This window comes from Salmonella sp. NW177, from assembly GCF_051811585.1.
Lineage (GTDB): Bacteria > Pseudomonadota > Gammaproteobacteria > Enterobacterales > Enterobacteriaceae > Salmonella > Salmonella enterica.
In genome coordinates this window covers 209,204-229,141 of record NZ_JAMMZV010000005.1, presented here as the reverse complement: position 1 = coordinate 229,141, position 19,938 = coordinate 209,204, and the positions used below count along the sequence as shown (strand labels likewise).

At 57.3% G+C, this 19,938-nt stretch carries 23 protein-coding genes; 19 read left to right on the top strand and 4 right to left on the bottom strand.

Going from position 1 to position 19,938, the window contains the following annotated elements:
• The first annotated feature begins 8 nt into the window (after positions 1–8).
• The 16 genes from eutP to eutR all read left to right on the top strand — a co-directional run bounded on the left by eutP (position 9) and on the right by eutR (position 14,451).
• Positions 9–488 carry an ethanolamine utilization acetate kinase EutP gene (eutP, locus tag NA986_RS15885; protein ID WP_000820751.1) on the top strand — a complete coding sequence of 160 codons (480 nt, stop codon included), beginning with the start codon at positions 9–11 and terminating at the stop codon, positions 486–488.
• A complete protein-coding gene (gene eutQ / locus NA986_RS15880) occupies positions 466–1,155 on the top strand; it encodes an ethanolamine utilization acetate kinase EutQ (RefSeq protein ID WP_000733861.1) in 690 nt (229 codons plus the stop codon). The genes eutP and eutQ overlap by 23 nt, the downstream gene beginning before the upstream one ends.
• A complete protein-coding gene (eutT, locus tag NA986_RS15875; protein ID WP_023215834.1) occupies positions 1,152–1,955 on the top strand; it encodes an ethanolamine utilization cob(I)yrinic acid a,c-diamide adenosyltransferase EutT in 804 nt (267 codons plus the stop codon). The genes eutQ and eutT overlap by 4 nt, the downstream gene beginning before the upstream one ends.
• Positions 1,952–2,968, top strand: coding sequence for a phosphate acetyltransferase (gene pta / locus NA986_RS15870; protein WP_023215835.1), 1,017 nt, complete (start codon positions 1,952–1,954; stop codon positions 2,966–2,968). The genes eutT and pta overlap by 4 nt, the downstream gene beginning before the upstream one ends.
• Positions 2,969–3,008: 40 nt before the next feature.
• Positions 3,009–3,299, top strand: a complete 291-nt coding sequence (eutM, locus tag NA986_RS15865; protein WP_000387716.1) for an ethanolamine utilization microcompartment protein EutM — start codon at positions 3,009–3,011, stop codon at positions 3,297–3,299.
• Positions 3,300–3,411: 112 nt separating this feature from the next.
• Positions 3,412–3,699, top strand: coding sequence for an ethanolamine utilization microcompartment protein EutN (gene eutN / locus NA986_RS15860; RefSeq protein ID WP_001522340.1), 288 nt, complete (start codon positions 3,412–3,414; stop codon positions 3,697–3,699).
• A gap of 11 nt (positions 3,700–3,710) precedes the next feature.
• Positions 3,711–5,114 carry an aldehyde dehydrogenase family protein gene (locus NA986_RS15855; RefSeq protein ID WP_023215836.1) on the top strand — a complete coding sequence of 468 codons (1,404 nt, stop codon included), beginning with the start codon at positions 3,711–3,713 and terminating at the stop codon, positions 5,112–5,114.
• Between the two features lie 10 nt (positions 5,115–5,124).
• Entirely contained in the window at positions 5,125–5,964 is an 840-nt protein-coding gene (eutJ, locus tag NA986_RS15850; protein ID WP_023138805.1) for an ethanolamine utilization protein EutJ, read from the top strand.
• Entirely contained in the window at positions 5,954–7,141 is a 1,188-nt protein-coding gene (eutG, locus tag NA986_RS15845) for an ethanolamine utilization ethanol dehydrogenase EutG (RefSeq protein WP_023215837.1), read from the top strand. The genes eutJ and eutG overlap by 11 nt, the downstream gene beginning before the upstream one ends.
• A gap of 119 nt (positions 7,142–7,260) precedes the next feature.
• Entirely contained in the window at positions 7,261–8,487 is a 1,227-nt protein-coding gene (eutH, locus tag NA986_RS15840; protein WP_000512359.1) for an ethanolamine utilization protein EutH, read from the top strand.
• Positions 8,484–9,887 carry an ethanolamine ammonia-lyase reactivating factor EutA gene (gene eutA / locus NA986_RS15835; RefSeq protein ID WP_001097518.1) on the top strand — a complete coding sequence of 468 codons (1,404 nt, stop codon included), beginning with the start codon at positions 8,484–8,486 and terminating at the stop codon, positions 9,885–9,887. Before eutH ends, eutA begins: the two co-directional genes overlap by 4 nt.
• A gap of 11 nt (positions 9,888–9,898) precedes the next feature.
• Positions 9,899–11,260: an ethanolamine ammonia-lyase subunit alpha gene (eutB, locus tag NA986_RS15830; protein ID WP_000769990.1), complete on the top strand. Its 1,362-nt coding sequence runs from the start codon at positions 9,899–9,901 to the stop codon at positions 11,258–11,260.
• A gap of 18 nt (positions 11,261–11,278) precedes the next feature.
• Positions 11,279–12,175 (top strand): ethanolamine ammonia-lyase subunit EutC, encoded by an 897-nt coding sequence (eutC, locus tag NA986_RS15825; RefSeq protein ID WP_000372344.1) that lies wholly within the window; start codon positions 11,279–11,281, stop codon positions 12,173–12,175.
• A 9-nt stretch (positions 12,176–12,184) separates the two neighbouring features.
• A complete protein-coding gene (gene eutL, locus NA986_RS15820; protein WP_001111056.1) occupies positions 12,185–12,844 on the top strand; it encodes an ethanolamine utilization microcompartment protein EutL in 660 nt (219 codons plus the stop codon).
• A 12-nt stretch (positions 12,845–12,856) separates the two neighbouring features.
• On the top strand, positions 12,857–13,351 hold the full coding sequence (gene eutK / locus NA986_RS15815) for an ethanolamine utilization microcompartment protein EutK (RefSeq protein ID WP_000606271.1): 495 nt from the start codon (positions 12,857–12,859) through the stop codon (positions 13,349–13,351).
• A 47-nt stretch (positions 13,352–13,398) separates the two neighbouring features.
• Entirely contained in the window at positions 13,399–14,451 is a 1,053-nt protein-coding gene (gene eutR, locus NA986_RS15810; protein WP_023206506.1) for an HTH-type transcriptional regulator EutR, read from the top strand.
• 197 nt (positions 14,452–14,648) lie between these two features.
• On the opposite strand, the gene NA986_RS15805 is transcribed toward eutR, so the two are convergent.
• The 4 genes from NA986_RS15805 to amiA all read right to left on the bottom strand — a co-directional run bounded on the left by NA986_RS15805 (position 14,649) and on the right by amiA (position 18,176).
• Positions 14,649–15,926 (bottom strand): DUF1963 domain-containing protein, encoded by a 1,278-nt coding sequence (locus NA986_RS15805; protein WP_031618842.1) that lies wholly within the window; start codon positions 15,924–15,926, stop codon positions 14,649–14,651.
• A gap of 128 nt (positions 15,927–16,054) precedes the next feature.
• Positions 16,055–16,384 carry a hypothetical protein gene (locus NA986_RS15800; RefSeq protein WP_001194344.1) on the bottom strand — a complete coding sequence of 110 codons (330 nt, stop codon included), beginning with the start codon at positions 16,382–16,384 and terminating at the stop codon, positions 16,055–16,057.
• A 20-nt stretch (positions 16,385–16,404) separates the two neighbouring features.
• Positions 16,405–17,304 carry an oxygen-dependent coproporphyrinogen oxidase gene (gene hemF / locus NA986_RS15795; RefSeq protein WP_000801339.1) on the bottom strand — a complete coding sequence of 300 codons (900 nt, stop codon included), beginning with the start codon at positions 17,302–17,304 and terminating at the stop codon, positions 16,405–16,407.
• Positions 17,305–17,306: 2 nt separating this feature from the next.
• Positions 17,307–18,176 carry an N-acetylmuramoyl-L-alanine amidase AmiA gene (gene amiA / locus NA986_RS15790; RefSeq protein WP_000102880.1) on the bottom strand — a complete coding sequence of 290 codons (870 nt, stop codon included), beginning with the start codon at positions 18,174–18,176 and terminating at the stop codon, positions 17,307–17,309.
• Positions 18,177–18,388: 212 nt separating this feature from the next.
• Here amiA and NA986_RS15785 point away from each other — a divergent pair, with 212 nt between their 5' ends.
• The 3 genes from NA986_RS15785 to NA986_RS15775 all read left to right on the top strand — a co-directional run bounded on the left by NA986_RS15785 (position 18,389) and on the right by NA986_RS15775 (position 19,887).
• Positions 18,389–18,814, top strand: coding sequence for a GNAT family acetyltransferase (locus NA986_RS15785; RefSeq protein ID WP_000406008.1), 426 nt, complete (start codon positions 18,389–18,391; stop codon positions 18,812–18,814).
• On the top strand, positions 18,801–19,250 hold the full coding sequence (locus NA986_RS15780; protein WP_000842938.1) for a DUF2919 domain-containing protein: 450 nt from the start codon (positions 18,801–18,803) through the stop codon (positions 19,248–19,250). Before NA986_RS15785 ends, NA986_RS15780 begins: the two co-directional genes overlap by 14 nt.
• Positions 19,251–19,311: 61 nt before the next feature.
• Complete coding sequence (locus tag NA986_RS15775; RefSeq protein WP_023215839.1) at positions 19,312–19,887, top strand: RpoE-regulated lipoprotein; 576 nt, start codon at positions 19,312–19,314, stop codon at positions 19,885–19,887.
• The last annotated feature ends 51 nt before the right edge of the window (positions 19,888–19,938 follow it).

Genomic DNA, 19,938 nt, shown 5'->3' with positions numbered 1-19,938 from the left:
TGGCGGTAATGAAACGTATTGCTTTTGTCGGCGCGGTCGGTGCCGGAAAGACAACGCTTTTTAACGCGTTACGGGGAAATTATTCCCTCGCCAGAAAAACGCAGGCCGTGGAATTTAATGATCATGGCGATATCGATACGCCGGGTGAATATTTTAGCCATCCCCGTTGGTATCACGCCTTAATTACCACGTTGCAGGATGTGGACACGCTGATTTATGTCCACGCGGCAAACGATAAAGAAAGTCGCTTACCTGCCGGGTTATTGGATGTTGGAACCCGTAAACGACATATCGCCGTTATCAGCAAAACGGACATGCCGGATGCCGACGTCGCCGCTACGCGGCAGTTGCTTTGCGAGATTGGATTCCGGGAGCCGATTTTCGAGCTCAACGGCCACGACCCGCAAAGCGTGAGGCAGTTGGTGGATTATCTGGCGGCTCTCAGTGAACAGGAGGAAGAGGCAGGTGAAAAAACTTATCACAGCTAACGATATTCGTGCGGCCCACGCCCGCGGCGAACAGGCGATGTCGGTAGTGCTGCGCGCCAGCATTATTACCCCGGAGGCTCGCGAAGTGGCGGAACTACTGGGCTTCACGATTACCGAATGCGACGAGCCCGTCCCGGCATCCACATCGGCGCAGGCGTGTAAAAGCGAAAGCCAGCGCATTCGGGAAGCCATCATCGCGCAGCTCCCGGAAGGGCAGTTTACTGAAAGCCTGGTGGCGCAGTTGATGGAAAAAGTGCTCAAGGAAAAGCAGTCGCTGGAACTGGGGACGATGCAGCCGAGCTTTACCTCCGTCACGGGTAAAGGCGGCGTGAAAGTCATTGACGGCAGCAGTGTGAAATTTGGCCGCTTCGACGGCGCCGAACCGCACTGCGTCGGCTTAACCGATCTGGTTACAGAGCAGGACGGCAGCAGCATGGCCGCCGGGTTTATGCAGTGGGACAACGCCTTTTTCCCGTGGACGCTGAACTACGACGAAATCGACATGGTGCTGGAAGGCGAACTGCATGTACGCCATGAAGGCGAAACCATGATTGCCAAAGCCGGAGATGTCATGTTCATCCCTAAAGGCTCCAGCATTGAATTTGGCACGCCAACGTCCGTGCGCTTTCTGTACGTCGCCTGGCCTGCGAACTGGCAATCCGTATGAACGATTTCATCACCGAAACGTGGCTCAGAGCGAATCATACGCTCAGCGAAGGATCGGAGATCCATCTGCCCGCTGATGCACGACTGACGCCCTCGGCCCGGGAACTGCTGGAAAGTCGCCGCCTGCGCATTAAGTTTCTGGATCCGCAAGGCAAGCTGTTTGTCGATGATGACGAACAGCAGCCGCAGCCGGTACATGGCTTAACCAGTAGCGATACGCACCCACAGGCCTGCTGTGAACTGTGCCGCCAGCCGGTGGTGAAAAAGCCCGATACGCTGACCCATCTGACGGCGGACAAAATGGTCGCCAAAAGCGACCCGCGCCTCGGCTTTCGCGCCGCGCTCGACAGCGCCATCGCGCTGACCGTGTGGCTACAAATCGAACTGGCGGAACCCTGGCAGCCGTGGCTTTTCGATATCCGCTCGCGGCTGGGCAACATTATGCGCGCCGACGCTATAGATGAACCGCTGGCGGCGCAGTCTATCGTCGGGCTGAACGAGGATGAGCTGCATCGGCTTTCCCACCAGCCGCTGCGCTATCTCGACCACGATCACCTGGTGCCGGAGGCCAGCCACGGTCGCGATGCGGCGCTGCTTAATCTGCTGCGAACCAAAGTCCGCGAAACGGAAACCCTCGCCGCACAAGTGTTTATTACCCGTAGTTTTGAGGTCTTGCGCCCGGACATTTTACAGGCGCTAAACCGTCTCTCCAGCACGGTTTACGTGATGATGATTTTGAGCGTGGCGAAACATCCGCTGACGGTCGCCCAAATTCAACAACGGTTGGGAGAGAAGCCATGATCATTGAACGCGCCCGCGAACTGGCGGTACGCGCCCCCGCCAGAGTCGTCTTTCCCGATGCGCTGGACGAACGCGTGCTGAAAGCGGCGCATTACCTGCAACAGTGCGGTCTGGCTCGCCCCGTTCTGGTCGCCAGTCCGTTTGCGCTGCGTCAGTTTGCCCTGACTCATCGTATGGCGATGGATGGCATTCAGGTCATCGACCCACACAGCAACCTGAGTATGCGCCAGCGTTTTGCGCAACGCTGGCTCGCCCGTGCCGGAGAAAAAACGCCGCCGGACGCAGTGGAAAAGCTTAGCGACCCGCTAATGTTCGCTGCCGCCATGGTGAGCGCCGGTGAGGCTGATGTGTGTATCGCAGGCAACCTGTCGTCAACGGCGAACGTGCTGCGCGCAGGGCTGCGGGTGATTGGCCTGCAACCCGGGTGCAAAACATTATCGTCTATTTTCCTGATGCTGCCGCAGTATGCCGGCCCGGCATTAGGGTTCGCCGATTGCAGCGTAGTGCCGCAGCCGACGGCGGCGCAGCTGGCGGATATCGCTATCGCCAGCGCCGACACCTGGCGGGCCATTACCGGCGAAGAGCCGCGCGTGGCGATGCTGTCATTTTCAAGCAACGGCAGCGCCCGTCACCCCAATGTTGCCAACGTGCAGCAGGCGACAGAGCTCGTTCGCGAACGTGCGCCGCAACTGCTTGTGGACGGTGAATTGCAGTTTGACGCCGCTTTCGTCCCGGAGGTCGCCGCGCAAAAAGCGCCTGACAGCCCGCTGCAAGGCCGCGCCAACGTGATGATTTTCCCGTCGCTGGAGGCGGGCAATATTGGCTACAAAATCGCTCAGCGTCTGGGAGGCTATCGCGCTGTTGGGCCGCTAATTCAGGGGCTTGCCGCGCCGCTTCACGACCTCTCCCGAGGCTGTAGCGTGCAGGAAATTATCGAACTGGCGTTGGTGGCAGCCGTGCCGCGCCAGGCTGACGTGAGCCGCGAACACAGCTTACACACACTGGTTGAATGAACGGTCCCGTTCTGGACCCCTTTAATGAGAGGAAAACACGATGGAAGCATTAGGAATGATTGAAACCCGGGGCCTGGTTGCGCTGATTGAGGCCTCAGATGCGATGGTAAAAGCCGCGCGCGTGAAGCTGGTCGGCGTGAAGCAGATTGGCGGTGGCCTGTGTACGGCCATGGTGCGTGGCGACGTGGCGGCGTGCAAAGCCGCAACCGATGCTGGCGCCGCTGCGGCGCAGCGCATTGGCGAGCTGGTCTCCGTACACGTGATTCCACGCCCGCACGGCGATCTGGAAGAAGTGTTCCCGATCAGCTTCAAAGGCGACAGCAACATTTGATGGTAGGCCGGATAAGACGCGCAGCGTCGCCATCCGGCATGAATGCGCGCCATTGCCTGATGGTGCGCAGATTCAAGGCCTACGACCCAACGGGCAATCCATGGAGGCGGATATGAAACTGGCAGTCGTCACAGGACAAATCGTATGTACCGTCCGCCATCAGGGACTGGCGCATGACAAATTGCTGATGGTGGAAATGATCGATGCCCAGGGCAACCCCGACGGGCAGTGTGCCGTCGCTATCGACAGTATCGGGGCGGGAACCGGAGAGTGGGTACTGCTGGTCAGCGGCAGTTCCGCACGCCAGGCGCATCGCAGCGAATTATCACCGGTCGATCTGTGCGTCATTGGCATCGTCGATGAAGTGGTGGCTGGCGGGAAAGTGGTTTTCCATAAATAGGACTGAACATCATGAATCAACAGGATATTGAACAGGTGGTGAAAGCGGTACTGCTGAAAATGAAAGACAGCAGCCAGCCGGCCAGCACTGTTCATGAGATGGGCATTTTTGCCTCCCTGGATGACGCAGTGGCGGCAGCAAAACGGGCCCAGCAGGGGCTGAAGAGCGTGGCGATGCGCCAGCTTGCTATTCATGCCATTCGCGAGGCGGGCGAAAAACACGCCCGAGAATTAGCGGAGCTTGCCGTCAGCGAAACCGGCATGGGGCGCGTTGACGATAAATTTGCTAAAAACGTGGCGCAGGCGCGCGGCACGCCGGGCGTCGAGTGTTTATCTCCGCAGGTGCTGACCGGCGATAACGGCCTGACGCTGATTGAAAATGCGCCGTGGGGCGTGGTGGCCTCGGTCACGCCGTCCACCAATCCGGCGGCGACGGTGATTAATAACGCCATCAGCCTGATTGCCGCAGGCAACAGCGTCGTGTTTGCCCCGCATCCGGCGGCTAAAAAGGTCTCTCAGCGGGCAATCACCCTCCTCAATCAGGCGGTGGTCGCCGCCGGCGGCCCGGAAAATCTGCTGGTCACCGTGGCGAACCCGGATATCGAAACCGCCCAGCGGTTATTCAAATATCCCGGTATTGGCCTGCTGGTGGTGACTGGCGGCGAAGCGGTGGTGGACGCGGCGCGTAAACATACTAATAAACGCCTGATCGCCGCCGGTGCCGGTAATCCCCCGGTGGTGGTGGATGAGACCGCCGACCTGCCGCGCGCTGCACAATCCATCGTCAAAGGCGCGTCGTTTGATAACAACATCATCTGTGCCGACGAAAAAGTGCTGATTGTGGTGGATAGCGTCGCCGACGAGCTGATGCGTCTGATGGAAGGTCAGCACGCGGTGAAACTGACCGCCGCTCAGGCCGAACAGCTCCAGCCGGTGCTGCTGAAGAATATTGATGAGCGCGGCAAAGGCACCGTCAGCCGTGACTGGGTCGGTCGTGACGCGGGCAAGATCGCCGCAGCCATTGGCCTGAACGTCCCGGATCAAACGCGCCTGCTGTTTGTGGAAACGCCAGCTAACCATCCGTTTGCTGTCACTGAAATGATGATGCCGGTACTGCCGGTGGTACGGGTCGCCAACGTCGAAGAAGCCATCGCCCTGGCGGTTCAGCTTGAAGGCGGTTGCCACCATACGGCGGCGATGCACTCGCGCAATATCGACAACATGAACCAGATGGCGAACGCCATCGACACCAGCATTTTCGTCAAAAACGGGCCGTGCATTGCCGGGCTTGGATTGGGCGGAGAAGGCTGGACCACCATGACTATCACTACGCCAACCGGCGAAGGCGTGACCAGCGCACGTACCTTTGTGCGGCTGCGTCGATGCGTGCTGGTGGATGCGTTTCGCATTGTATAAGGGATGACTCATGGCGCACGACGAACAACTCTGGCTCACCCCAAGACTGCAAAAAGCGGCGGCCCTGTGTAACCAGACGCCCGCCGCCAGCGATACACCGCTGTGGCTGGGCGTCGATTTGGGCACCTGCGACGTGGTGTCGATGGTGGTCGACGGCAACGCGCAGCCGGTGGCGGTGTGCCTTGACTGGGCCGACGTCGTGCGTGACGGCATCGTCTGGGATTTCTTCGGCGCCGTCACTATCGTGCGCCGCCATCTCGACACCCTTGAACAGCAGCTCGGCTGCCGCTTTACCCACGCGGCGACCTCGTTCCCGCCGGGCACCGACCCGCGTATTTCGATCAACGTGCTGGAGTCTGCCGGGTTAGAAGTCAGCCACGTACTGGATGAACCGACGGCGGTAGCGGATCTGCTGGCGCTTGATAATGCAGGCGTGGTGGATATTGGCGGCGGCACTACCGGCATTGCCATCGTCAAACAGGGCAAGGTGACTTACTCCGCCGATGAAGCCACTGGCGGGCACCATATCTCCCTGACGCTGGCGGGCAACCGCCGTATTCCCCTGGAAGAGGCGGAACAGTACAAGCGCAGCAATGCGCAGGAGATTTGGCCGGTAGTGAAGCCGGTGTACGAAAAGATGGCGGAAATCGTTGCTCGCCACATTGAAGGGCAAGGAATTGCTGATTTATGGCTGGCGGGCGGTTCCTGTATGCAGCCGGGCGTGGAGGCGTTATTTCGCCAGCGTTTCCCGGAGTTACAGGTGCATTTACCGCAGCACAGCCTGTTTATGACCCCGCTGGCGATAGCTAACAGCGGGAGAGCGAAAGCGGAGGGACTCTATGCAAGCTGAACTACAGACGGCGCTGTTTCAGGCATTCGACACCCTGAATCTACAACGGGTGAAAACGTTCAGCGTACCGCCGGTCACGCTATGCGGGCTTGGGGCGCTCGGCGCCTGCGGCCAGGAAGCGCAAGCGCGAGGCGTAAGCCATTTGTTTGTGATGGTCGACAGCTTTCTGCATCAGGCGGGAATGACCGCGCCGCTGGCACGCAGCCTGGCGATGAAAGGCGTGGCGATGACGGTCTGGCCGTGTCCGCCAGGCGAGCCGTGCATCACCGAAGTCTGCGCGGCGGTGGCGCAACTGCGTGAGGCGGCGTGCGACGGCGTAGTGGCCTTTGGCGGCGGTTCGGTGCTGGACGCGGCGAAAGCGGTCGCCCTGCTGGTGACTAACCCTGATCAGACGCTGAGCGCCATGACCGAGCACAGTACATTACGCCCGCGTCTGCCGCTGATTGCGGTGCCGACCACCGCCGGAACCGGTTCTGAAACCACCAACGTGACGGTGATTATCGACGCGGTCAGCGGGCGCAAGCAGGTACTGGCACACGCGTCACTAATGCCGGATGTGGCGATTCTTGATGCTGCCGTGACCGAAGGCGTTCCGCCAAATGTGACGGCGATGACCGGTATCGATGCGCTGACGCATGCGATTGAGGCCTACAGCGCGCTCAACGCCACGCCGTTTACCGACAGCCTGGCGATTGGCGCGATAGCGATGATTGGCAAATCGCTGCCGAAAGCCGTGGGTTACGGCCACGATCTGGCGGCGCGTGAAAATATGTTACTGGCCTCCTGTATGGCGGGAATGGCCTTTTCCAGCGCTGGTCTGGGGCTGTGTCATGCGATGGCGCACCAGCCAGGGGCGGCGCTGCATATTCCGCACGGCCAGGCCAACGCCATGCTGCTGCCAACGGTCATGGGCTTTAACCGGATGGTATGCCGCGAACGCTTCAGTCAAATCGGTCGGGCGCTAACCAATAAGAAATCGGACGATCACGATGCGATTGCGGCGGTGAGCGAGCTGATTGCCGAAGTAGGGCAGAGCAAACGGCTGGCTGACGCTGGCGCCAAACCCGAACACTACAGCGCGTGGGCGCAAGCCGCGCTGGAGGATATTTGTCTGCGCAGTAACCCACGCACCGCCACACAGGCACAGATTATCGACCTGTACGCGGCTGCCGGGTAATGCCTGTAGGCCGGATAAGGTGCTCGCACCGCCATCCGGAAATAACACGGCGTTAATGCCGGAGGCGACGTAAACGTCTTATCCGGCCTACAAATCATAAATGGCAGGGAGTAAGGGCTATGGGAATTAACGAAATCATCATGTACATCATGATGTTCTTTATGCTGATTGCCGCCGTGGACAGAATCCTGTCGCAGTTCGGCGGGTCGGCGCGCTTCCTCGGTAAATTCGGCAAGAGTATCGAGGGGTCTGGCGGCCAGTTTGAAGAGGGCTTTATGGCGATGGGCGCGCTGGGACTGGCGATGGTCGGTATGACCGCGCTGGCGCCGGTGCTGGCGCATGTACTGGGGCCGGTTATTATCCCGGTATACGAAATGCTGGGCGCGAACCCATCCATGTTCGCGGGTACGTTGCTGGCCTGTGATATGGGCGGATTCTTCCTCGCCAAAGAGTTGGCCGGCGGTGATGTCGCGGCGTGGCTATACTCAGGGTTAATACTTGGGTCGATGATGGGGCCGACCATTGTGTTCTCCATTCCGGTGGCGCTCGGCATTATCGAACCGTCTGACCGCCGCTACCTGGCGCTTGGCGTACTGGCGGGTATCGTCACCATTCCCATTGGCTGCATTGCGGGGGGACTGATCGCCATGTACTCAGGCGTGCAGATCAATGGTCAGCCAGTGGAGTTTACCTTCGCGCTGATCCTGATGAACATGATCCCGGTATTGATCGTCGCGGTGCTGGTAGCGCTGGGGCTGAAGTTCATCCCGGAAAAAATGATCAACGGTTTCCAGATTTTCGCCAAATTTCTGGTGGCGCTGATCACCATCGGTCTGGCGGCTGCGGTAGTTAAATTCCTGTTGGGCTGGGAGTTGATTCCGGGGCTCGACCCGATCTTTATGGCGCCAGGCGACAAACCTGGCGAAGTGATGCGCGCCATTGAAGTGATCGGCTCTATCTCCTGCGTGCTGCTCGGCGCGTATCCGATGGTGCTGTTACTGACCCGCTGGTTTGAAAAACCGTTGATGAATGTCGGTAAGCTGCTGAACGTAAATAATATTGCGGCGGCAGGCATGGTAGCGACCCTGGCGAACAATATCCCCATGTTCGGCATGATGAAGCAGATGGATACCCGCGGCAAAGTGATTAACTGCGCATTTGCCGTCTCTGCGGCGTTCGCGCTGGGCGACCATTTAGGCTTCGCCGCCGCCAACATGAACGCCATGATCTTCCCGATGATTGTCGGCAAGCTGATCGGCGGCGTGACGGCGATTGGCGTGGCGATGATGCTGGTGCCGAAAGATGACGCCGCCCAGGTGAAAACCGAAGCGGAGGCGCAATCGTGAACACTCGCCAGCTACTGAGCGTCGGTATCGATATCGGCACCACCACCACGCAGGTGATCTTCTCGCGCCTGGAGTTGGTTAACCGTGCGGCGGTGTCGCAGGTGCCGCGCTACGAATTCATCAAACGCGACATTAGCTGGCAAAGCCCGGTCTTCTTTACGCCCGTGGATAAGCAGGGCGGTCTGAAAGAGGCCGAACTTAAAGCGCTGATTCTGGCCCAGTATCAGGCCGCAGGCATCGCGCCTGAATCGGTGGACTCAGGGGCTATCATTATCACCGGCGAAAGCGCCAAAACCCGCAACGCCCGTCCGGCGGTCATGGCGCTCTCGCAGTCGCTGGGCGACTTTGTGGTCGCCAGCGCCGGGCCGCATCTGGAATCAGTCATTGCCGGTCACGGCGCCGGAGCGCAAAGCTTGTCTGAGCAGCGGATGTGCCGGGTGCTGAATATTGATATCGGCGGCGGCACGTCTAACTACGCGCTGTTTGACGCGGGAAAAGTCAGCGGCACCGCCTGCCTTAACGTCGGTGGTCGCCTGCTGGAAACCGACGCTCAGGGGCGCGTGGTTTATGCCCATCAGCCGGGGCAGATGATTATCGATGAGGTATTCGGTTCGGGTACTGATGCTCGCGCCTTAGCTGCCGCACAGTTGGGGCAGGTGGCGCGGCGGATGGCGGATCTCATCGTCGAGGTTATCACCGGCGCGCTCTCGCCGCTGGCGCAATCGCTGATGCAAACCGGGCTACTGCCCGCCGATATTACGCCAGAGGTGATCACCCTTTCCGGTGGGGTAGGTGAATGCTACCGCAACCAACCTGCCGATCCGTTCTGCTTTTCTGATATCGGGCCGCTGCTGGCGACCGCGCTGCATGAGCACCCGCGTCTGCGCGAGATGAACGTGCAGTTTCCGGCGCAAACCGTGCGCGCCACGGTGATTGGCGCGGGGGCCCATACGCTGTCGCTTTCCGGCAGTACTATCTGGCTGGAAGACGTCCAACTGCCGCTGCGCAACCTGCCGGTGGCGATCCCGCAGGATGACGCCGATCTGGTGAACGCCTGGCGGCAGGCGCTTCTCCAGCTTGATCTCGACCCGCAAACCGACGCTTACGTGCTGGCGCTTCCCGCCACGCTTCCGGTGCGTTACGCCGCATTACTCACGGTCATCAACGCGCTGACGGCTTTTGTCGCGCGTTATCCCAATCCACATCCCCTGCTGGTGGTGGCCGAGCAGGATTTTGGTAAAGCGCTGGGCATGTTATTGCGCCCACAGTTACCGCAACTTCCGCTGGCGGTCATCGATGAGGTGGTCGTGCGGGCGGGAGACTATATCGACATTGGTACGCCTCTTTTTGGCGGATCGGTTGTGCCGGTGACGGTGAAATCACTCGCATTTCCTTCCTGAGGGAACGACTTATGAAACTAAAGACCACATTGTTCGGCAATGTTTATCAGTTTAAGGATGTAAAAGAGGTACTGGCTAAAGCCAACGAACTGCGTTCGGGGGATGTGCTGGCCGGGGTTGCCGCGGCAAGTTCGCAGGAGCGCGTAGCGGCAAAACAGGTACTGTCGGAAATGACGGTGGCGGATATCCGCAACAATCCGGTGATTGCCTATGAAGAGGACTGCGTGACGCGCCTGATTCAGGATGACGTCAACGAAACGGCCTATAACCGGATTAAAAACTGGAGCATCAGCGAACTGCGCGAATACGTACTGAGCGATGAAACCTCCGTGGACGATATCGCGTTTACCCGCAAAGGGCTGACCTCCGAAGTGGTGGCGGCAGTGGCGAAAATCTGCTCCAACGCCGACCTGATCTACGGCGGCAAGAAAATGCCGGTGATCAAAAAAGCCAATACCACCATCGGTATTCCGGGCACCTTTAGCTGCCGTTTGCAGCCGAACGATACCCGTGACGATGTACAGAGTATCGCCGCGCAAATCTACGAAGGGCTTTCTTTCGGCGCAGGCGATGCGGTGATCGGCGTTAACCCGGTGACCGATGACGTGGAGAACCTGACCCGCGTGCTCGACACCGTTTACGGCGTTATCGATAAATTCAATATTCCGACCCAGGGCTGCGTGCTGGCGCACGTCACCACCCAGATCGAAGCGATTCGTCGCGGCGCGCCGGGCGGACTGATTTTCCAGAGCATTTGCGGCAGCGAGAAGGGCTTAAAAGAGTTCGGCGTCGAGCTGGCCATGCTCGACGAAGCGCGGGCTGTGGGGGCGGAGTTCAACCGCATCGCCGGGGAAAACTGCCTGTACTTTGAAACCGGGCAAGGGTCTGCGCTGTCGGCTGGTGCGAACTTTGGTGCCGACCAGGTGACGATGGAAGCGCGTAACTACGGGCTGGCGCGCCACTACGATCCGTTCCTGGTGAACACCGTGGTGGGCTTTATCGGGCCGGAGTATCTCTACAACGACAGGCAGATTATCCGCGCCGGTCTCGAAGATCACTTTATGGGCAAGCTGAGCGGCATCTCCATGGGCTGCGACTGCTGCTATACCAACCATGCCGACGCCGACCAGAACCTTAACGAAAACCTGATGATTCTGCTCGCCACTGCCGGCTGTAACTACATCATGGGGATGCCGCTCGGCGACGACATCATGCTCAACTACCAGACCACCGCTTTCCACGATACCGCCACCGTCCGTCAGTTGCTGAATTTACGGCCATCGCCGGAGTTTGAACGCTGGCTGGAAACGATGGGCATTATGGCAAATGGTCGTCTGACCAAACGGGCGGGCGATCCGTCACTGTTCTTCTGATGACGCGGGGATAACACCATGGATCAAAAACAGATTGAAGAAATTGTACGTAGCGTGATGGCGTCAATGGGACAGGACGTACCGCAGCCCGTCGCGCCGTCAACGCAGGCAGGCGCAAAGCCGCAGTGCGCCGCGCCGACGGTGACCGAAAGCTGCGCGCTGGATTTAGGTTCCGCAGAGGCAAAAGCCTGGATTGGCGTCGAGAATCCGCATCGTGCGGACGTGCTGACCGAACTGCGTCGCAGTACCGCTGCTCGTGTATGTACCGGGCGCGCTGGCCCACGTCCACGTACCCAGGCGCTGTTGCGCTTCCTGGCGGATCACTCCCGTTCGAAAGACACCGTGCTCAAAGAAGTGCCGGAAGAGTGGGTAAAAGCGCAAGGGCTGCTGGAAGTACGTTCGGAGATCAGCGACAAAAACCTGTACCTGACGCGCCCGGATATGGGGCGTCGCCTGAGCCCGGAAGCCATTGACGCGCTGAAGTCGCAGTGCGTGATGAACCCGGATGTGCAGGTAGTGGTCTCCGATGGCCTCTCTACGGATGCGATCACCGCCAACTATGAAGAGATCCTGCCGCCGCTGCTTGCCGGTCTGAAGCAGGCCGGGCTGAACGTCGGCACGCCGTTCTTTGTGCGCTATGGCCGCGTGAAGATTGAAGATCAGATTGGCGAAATTCTCGGCGCGAAGGTCGTCATCCTGCTGGTGGGCGAACGTCCGGGGCTGGGGCAGTCGGAAAGTCTTTCCTGCTACGCCGTCTATTCCCCGCGCGTGGCGACCACCGTCGAGGCCGACAGAACCTGTATTTCAAACATTCATCAGGGGGGGACGCCGCCAGTAGAAGCCGCCGCCGTGATTGTGGATTTGGCCAAACGGATGCTGGAGCAGAAAGCGTCCGGCATCAACATGACCCGTTAAGGAGACATCATGCCTGCATTAGATTTAATTCGACCTTCAGTGACTGCCATGCGCGTGATTGCCTCCGTGAATGACGGCTTTGCGCGGGAACTTAAATTACCGCCACATATACGTAGCCTCGGACTCATCACGGCAGATTCTGATGATGTGACCTATATTGCCGCTGACGAAGCGACCAAACAGGCGATGGTGGAAGTGGTCTATGGCCGCTCCCTCTATGCCGGGGCGGCTCACGGGCCGTCGCCTACCGCTGGTGAGGTGTTGATTATGCTGGGCGGACCGAACCCGGCGGAAGTGCGCGCCGGTCTGGATGCAATGGTCGCCAGCATTGAAAACGGCGCGGCGTTCCAGTGGGCGAACGATGCGGAAAATACCGCATTCCTGGCGCATGTGGTTTCGCGTACCGGCTCGTACCTCTCGTCTACCGCAGGTATCGCGCTGGGCGATCCGATGGCCTATCTGGTGGCGCCGCCGCTGGAAGCGACATTCGGCATTGACGCGGCGATGAAATCCGCTGACGTTCAACTGGTGACTTACGTGCCGCCGCCGTCGGAAACCAACTATTCGGCCGCGTTTTTAACGGGAAGCCAGGCCGCGTGTAAAGCCGCCTGCAACGCCTTTACCGACGCCGTGCTGGATATCGCCCGTAACCCTGTCCAGCGTGCGTAACGGAGGCTGCCAATGATCAATGCCCTGGGATTACTGGAAGTGGACGGAATGGTCGCCGCCGTCGATGCGGCGGATGCCATGCTGAAAGCGGCCAACGTGCGTTTGCTCAGTCATCAAGTGCTCGACCCTGGCAGGTTAACGCTGGTGGTGGAGGGCGATCTGGCGGCGTGTCGTGCGGCGCTGGATGCCGGAAGCGCCGCCGCGCAGCGCACAGGCCGTGTGATTAGTCGCAAAGAAATTGGTCGTCCGGAAGAGGACACCCAGTGGCTGGTTGGCGGGTTTGCGCGTGCGACAACGCCGACTGAGAAAGCGCCCCAGGTACCCGCAACGCCTGAGTTCGCTGAGGCGTTACTGGCGCTGCTGGCATCAGTACGCCAGGGAATGACGGCGGGAGAGGTTGCCGCGCATTTTGGCTGGCCGCTGGAGCAGGCCAGAAACGTGCTGGAACAACTCTTTTCTGACGGAGCGTTGCGTAAACGCAGTAGTCGCTATCGCATCAAAAATTAATCTGTCGGAGGGCCGGGCGTCCTGGCGGGCGTCCGGCATAGAAGATCATGAAAAAGACCCGTACAGCGAATTTGCACCATCTTTATCATGAAGCGTTACCCGAAGACGTTAAACTTACGCCCAGAGTCGAGGTGGACAATGTTCATCAGCGACGGACGACGGATGTCTATGAACATGCTCTGACTATCACCGCCTGGCAGCAGATCTACGATCAGTTACACCCGGGTAAATTTCATGGCGAGTTCACGGAAATCCTGCTTGATGAGATTCAGGTGTTCCGTGAATACACCGGCCTGGCGCTGCGTCAGTCGTGTCTGGTTTGGCCAAACTCTTTCTGGTTTGGTATTCCGGCGACGCGCGGCGAACAGGGATTTATCGGCGCGCAGGGGCTCGGCAGCGCCGAGATTGCCACCCGACCGGGAGGCACCGAGTTTGAACTGAGCACGCCGGATGATTACACCATTCTGGGCGTCGTTATCTCGGAAGATGTTATTTCCCGTCAGGCCACGTTTTTGCATAACCCGGAAAGGGTGCTGCATATGCTGCGTAACCAGTTAGCGCTGGAGGTAAAAGATCAGCATAAAGCGGCGCTGTGGGGCTTTGTGCAGCAGGCGCTGGCCACCTTCAGCGAGAGTCCTGAAACCCTGCATCAACCTGCGGTGCGTAAGGTCTTGAGTGATAATTTATTGCTGGCGATGGGCACGATGCTGGAAGAGGCGAAGCCGATTCATAGCGCCGAGAGCATCAGCCATCAGGGATATCGTAGGCTACTGTCGCGGGCGCGGGAATATGTGCTGGAAAATATGTCGGAGCCGCTGACGGTGCTCGACTTATGTAACCAGCTACACGTAAGCCGTCGCACGCTGCAAAATGCGTTTCACGCCATTTTGGGCATTGGCCCCAATGCGTGGCTGAAACGTATTCGCTTAAACGCAGTACGCCGGGAGTTGATTAGCCCGTGGTCGCAGAGCGCCACGGTCAAAGATGCCGCGATGCAGTGGGGATTCTGGCATCTGGGGCAATTTGCCACCGATTATCAGCAATTATTTGCCGAAAAACCGTCGTTGACGCTGCATCAACGGATGCGGCAATGGGCTTGATATTGATGGGTAGGCTCTCCGGTTGCTGATAACGTGCGCGTGTCGGGAATTGCCCGGTGGCGGCTGGCGCCTTACCGGGCCTACGGATTCGCTGCTGTTTGTGGTTGGTAGCCCGGACAAGGCACGCCAGCGCCGCCTCCGGGGAACCGCGCGCAACGTGCAAAACAGTTTTGTCATCAGGTCATGAGGATGAGCGTTTATGTTTGCTGATAAGACGTTGCCGTTGTTTGGCAGGAGGGGCAGATAAACCCGTAAAGCATTCCTTCCGCATATTCCTCTTCCTCAATATCTTCATAGCTTAGCTGTGCAAGAAACATCATCGTTTGCGCGCACGTTGGGCACGTGGGGTAGTCTGCATCCTGAACCCATGCGGGATGGCCGCCGAGCTGTGAGAAGGTGGTGGGTAAAAATATTTCAGCAGCGAATAGCGGCAAACGGGATTCCCCGGGGTGCAGAACATCAAGCGGTAGCGTTATCCAGTTAGAGGAATTCTCCACCGCCAGCGTCGAGAGCGCATTTTTTTCGTACCATCGCGGCTGGCCTTGCGGATCGACGGTGGCGAAAACGGTGTTATATGCCGTACAACACTGACAGGTCAGAATACGAATTTGACCGGGCCAACCCTGCGTGCTGAGGCCGACGGCGCTCGGCGCAACCTCAAACAGATTGATTAGCGGCAGGGAACAGTGTGGGCAGTTTTCACCATATTCTGCGACGGCGCGAAAAACGGCAGGCTGTTCAGGTGCCTGTTTTACCAGATGGGTACATTGCGTAAAGTAAAGATCGCGCCTGCGGCCATTTTCAGTGAGCTCCCATCCCGCCTGGTGAGCATAGCGATGAGGGAGGATATGAAGTGAAGCACTCCACGCAGGTGGTTCCTGGTGCCAGCGGTTAAAATGCTCAACGACAACCTCATCGCCAATCCAGGCCAGGGCACAAAGAATGCCGTCACGGTTTTCGTCATCGGTTTCCACCTTCTGCAAAAGCGCGTCGCGTACGTCAGGCGGCGCACGGTGAAAAGGTAGGGGTGAAGAGAGCTCCAGTTCTTCTTCATTTATTACCTGGCGCAGGAAATTATCCAGATTGGCCTGGGTAAATGCCGCCAGGCACAGCGCAATTTCCTGAGCTTCCTCCTGCCATCCGGAATCAAATAATTCTTCTGCATAATCGACCATGTCGCGGCTTTCATCATCGGAGAGCTTTTTGTAAAGCTCATCGGTCGGAATGGGGCAGGGAATCCACTCGATTAACGGATCGTGTTCCCGGGGTTCATGAACGAGTTTAAGCATTTCAACAGGGTTGGTAATGCCACTGAACGCGTCGATCGTTTTTCTGTTTTTCCGGATATATTCTTCCTGCTCTTGCCGATAGCGCGCCTGGACGCAGGGCATGCAATAGCCCTCCGTGCGGGCAGCCGTTGCTGGCAGGATGAAATGTGAGCATTGCGGGTTTTTACAAGGAATACGCTCGTCCATGCGGTAGTGCTCCACTGCAAATTCTACGAGTGTTTACTGTACTGTTTTACTAATGATAACGGCAGCGGGCGGTTATCCGAATTCTTTATCTACAATGAACTCGTTTATTTCTACGAGCCTGCTTTTATTCAACGGCCAACCGGATAGGCGATAAACAAACCGGCTATCGTCAAAATACATGACAGTAGGCATAGCAAGATACAGTTAACGCTTTTACGCGGAATATGAATAATAAAGCAGAGTAATGCTATCAGGGCCATGACCACAGGGATGGTCACCATATTGATAACCAGAAGCACGATCAGACCGAAGCTCACCCCTCCGCTATGAGGGATGAATATTCTTTCTTCAAAATATATTTCTAGCGTAATGGCAAGCAGGCAGCCAATAAAACTTATACCCAGATGGGGATGCCATTTGGCGTCACTGGTTACTACTTTCCGTGTATTTGTTTGCATTGTTTTACTTTATAAATAAGTTAAATCCAGTCGCGTACCTGAATAAACTCGCTCAGCGCCGCTTCCGGGCTACCCGCTTCTGGCTGCCAGTCGTATTCCCAGCGCACCAGCGGCGGCATCGACATCAGGATAGATTCAGTGCGCCCGCCGGTTTGCAGACCAAACAGGGTGCCTCTGTCCCATACCAGATTGAACTCCACGTAGCGCCCGCGGCGATAAAGTTGAAAATTACGCTCCCGCTCTCCCCAGACCATCGCTTTGCGTCGTTCGACAATCGGTAAATACGCCTCGGTGTAGCCGTTACCGACCGCCTGCATAAAAGCAAAACAGTGGTCGAAATCCGGCGTATTCAAATCGTCAAAAAACAGGCCGCCGATACCGCGCTGCTCGTTACGATGCTTGAGGAAAAAGTAGTCATCGCACCACTTTTTATAGCGCGGATACACATCGTCGCCAAACGGCTGGCACAGGTCGCGGGCGGTGCGGTGCCAGTGAACGGCATCCTCTTCAAAGCCGTAGTAGGGCGTTAAATCGAACCCGCCGCCAAACCACCACACCGGATCGGCGCCCGGTTTTTCGGCAATAAAAAAGCGCACGTTAGCATGGCTGGTGGGAATATACGGATTGTGCGGATGCACCACCAGCGATACGCCCATCGCTTCAAAGCTACGCCCGGCCAGTTCTGGCCGATGCGCGGTGGCGGACGCGGGCATTGCATCGCCGTGAACGTGAGAGAAATTAACGCCCGCCTGTTCGAAAATCCCGCCGTTGCGTAATACCCGGCTGCGTCCGCCGCCGCCCGCTTCGCGTCGCCAGCTATCTTCGACAAAGTTTGCGCCATCCACAGCGGATAACGTTTGGCAAATATCATCCTGCAGGCGTAGCAGAAACTGTTTTACGTGATGTGCATCGGGTTTCATGATTACCGTTTCTTCGTGTGTGCTTTCTGATTATCAAACCAGTGAAAATAACTGATGATGCCGTTGGCGATCGCCGTAGCGATTTTCTGGCGAAACGCCGTCGTGCCCAGCAGGCGTTCTTCTTCCGGATTGGTAATAAACGAGGTTTCGACCAGTACCGACGGAATTGACGGTGATTTTAGCACCACGAAAGCCGCTTGTTCGGTAGTGCGGCTGTGTAATTTATGTATAGGTTTGATTTTCTTGAGAATATGCGAACCCAGCGTCAGACTGTTTTTAATCGTATCGGTTTGCACCAGATCAAACAAAACTTGTTGTAATAGATGATCCCGGTCAGTGGCTTTTTTACCCGCCACTTCGTCCGCGCGGTTTTCACGCTCGGAGAGATACTTCGCCATGGCGCTACTGGCCCCGCGGTTGGAAAGCGCAAAAACGGAAGCGCCCGCCGCTTTCGGGTTGGTAAAACCATCGGCATGAATGGACATAAACAGATCCGCACCGTGCTTATGGGCGATTTCCACCCGATCGTACAGCGGAATAAAGGTATCCCCTGTCCGGGTTAAACGCGCATCGATTCCGTGATTTCGTAAAATAGCGCGTACGTTTTTGGCAATTGCCAGCACGACGTGTTTTTCCTGAGAACCGTTGCGGCCAATCGCGCCGGTATCGATGCCGCCGTGTCCGGGGTCGAGCATCACCAGCCGTTTACTGCCGGTTTTTTTGGTTTTGGGTTTGCTGTGACCATTACTGGTTTTTAGCGTTTCTTCTTTGGCTATTGCGTGCGACATACCTGACAGCGTCAGGGCCGCCAGACCTGTTTTGAGTACCTGGCGGCGCGAAGTGAGAGTTTTTAGGAGTTTAAAAGTGCTCATACGGCCTGAGTTGTGAAAATTAAGTTCAAGATGTTATATCGTATCGCGTAATCCGTTACGACGGTTGGTGATGAGAATTGTTTTACTTTTCATTTCAATACGTGACACATCGCCATTATGCCATTTTTTCCGCTACATCGCGTCAGATATTGGCTGAATCAGATGTTTGCGCCATAATCTTGGTTTTTCCACCCGAAAAGGCAACGAATACCATGGAAATACGCGTTTTTCGCCAGGAAGATTTCGAAGAGGTGATTACCCTCTGGGAGCGTTGCGACCTGCTGCGTCCATGGAACGATCCTGAAATGGATATTGAACGCAAGGTGAATCACGATGTCAGCTTGTTCCTCGTTGCGGAAGTTAGCGGCGAAGTCGTCGGTACGGTAATGGGCGGTTATGACGGGCATCGCGGCTCGGCGTATTACCTGGGCGTTCACCCGGAGTTCCGCGGGCGCGGCATTGCGAATGCGTTGCTTAACCGGCTGGAAAAAAAACTCATCGCCCGCGGGTGTCCGAAAATCCAAATTATGGTGCGCGATGATAACGACGTTGTGCTGGGCATGTATGAACGCCTGGGGTATGAGCATTCTGACGCCCTAAGTTTGGGTAAACGCCTGATTGAAGATGAAGAGTACTGAGTTTCATCCAGCCGATTATGATGTACACGGACGTTTACGCCTGCCGTTTCTGTTCTGGTGCGTACTGTTACTTCAGGCGCGCGCCTGGGTACTCTTTGTCATTGCCGGTTCATCCCGTGGACAGGGTAATACTTTGTTAAACTTTTTTTATCCCGACCATGATAATTTTTGGCTGGGGCTGTTGCCCGGCGTTCCGGCGGTAGTGGCGTTTTTACTCAGCGGGCGGCGTGAAGCGTTTCCTGGTGTGTGGCGCTGGCTGCGCGGACTCCTGATCCTTGCTCAACTGGTGTCGTTGTGCTGGCTGCCGGTGATGTGGCTGGGTGGCGATCCGGTCAACGGCGTCGGGCTGGCGCTGCTGCTGGCGGACATCGTCGCGCTGATCTGGCTGTTAACCAATCAACGTTTGCGTGCCTGTTTTTCCCTTGAGAAAGAATAACGGCACTTTTTGGCGAACCCGCACTCCAACCAACGTTAATTAATAAAAGAAAGGAAGTGAGATGAAATCGCTGCGTTTGACTTTACTCGCACTGCCGCTGGCGCTGACCGGCTGCTCGACGCTCTCCTCGGTCAACTGGTCTGCCGCAAATCCATGGAACTGGTTTGGTTCCTCGACAGAAGTCACTGAGCAAGGCGTGGGAGCGCTGACCGCCGCCACGCCGCTGGAAGAGCCGGCTATTGCAGAGGCATTAGATGGCGATTATCGCCTGCGTAGCGGTATGAAAACCGATAACGGCAACGTGGTGCGCTTTTTCGAAGCGATGAAGGGCGACAGCGTCGCGATGGTGATCAACGGCGAGCAGGGAACCGTGAGCCGTATTGATGTGCTGGACAGCGATATCCCAACCGCCGCGGGGGGCAAAATCGGTACGCCGTTTAGCGACCTTTACAGCAAAGCGTTTGGTCACTGCGAGCCGGTTTCCAGCGATAGCCATATCAGCGTCGAATGTAAAGCCGAGGGAAGTCAGCATATTAGCTATGTTTTCTCCGGCGAGTGGAGCGGACCGGAAGGCTTAATGCCTCCTGATGACATCTTAAAAAACTGGGACGTGCGCAAAATTATCTGGCGTCGTTAATTTGCGCCTGAACAAACCGCTTCGCTTAAAAACAAGGTAAAATAGCCTCCA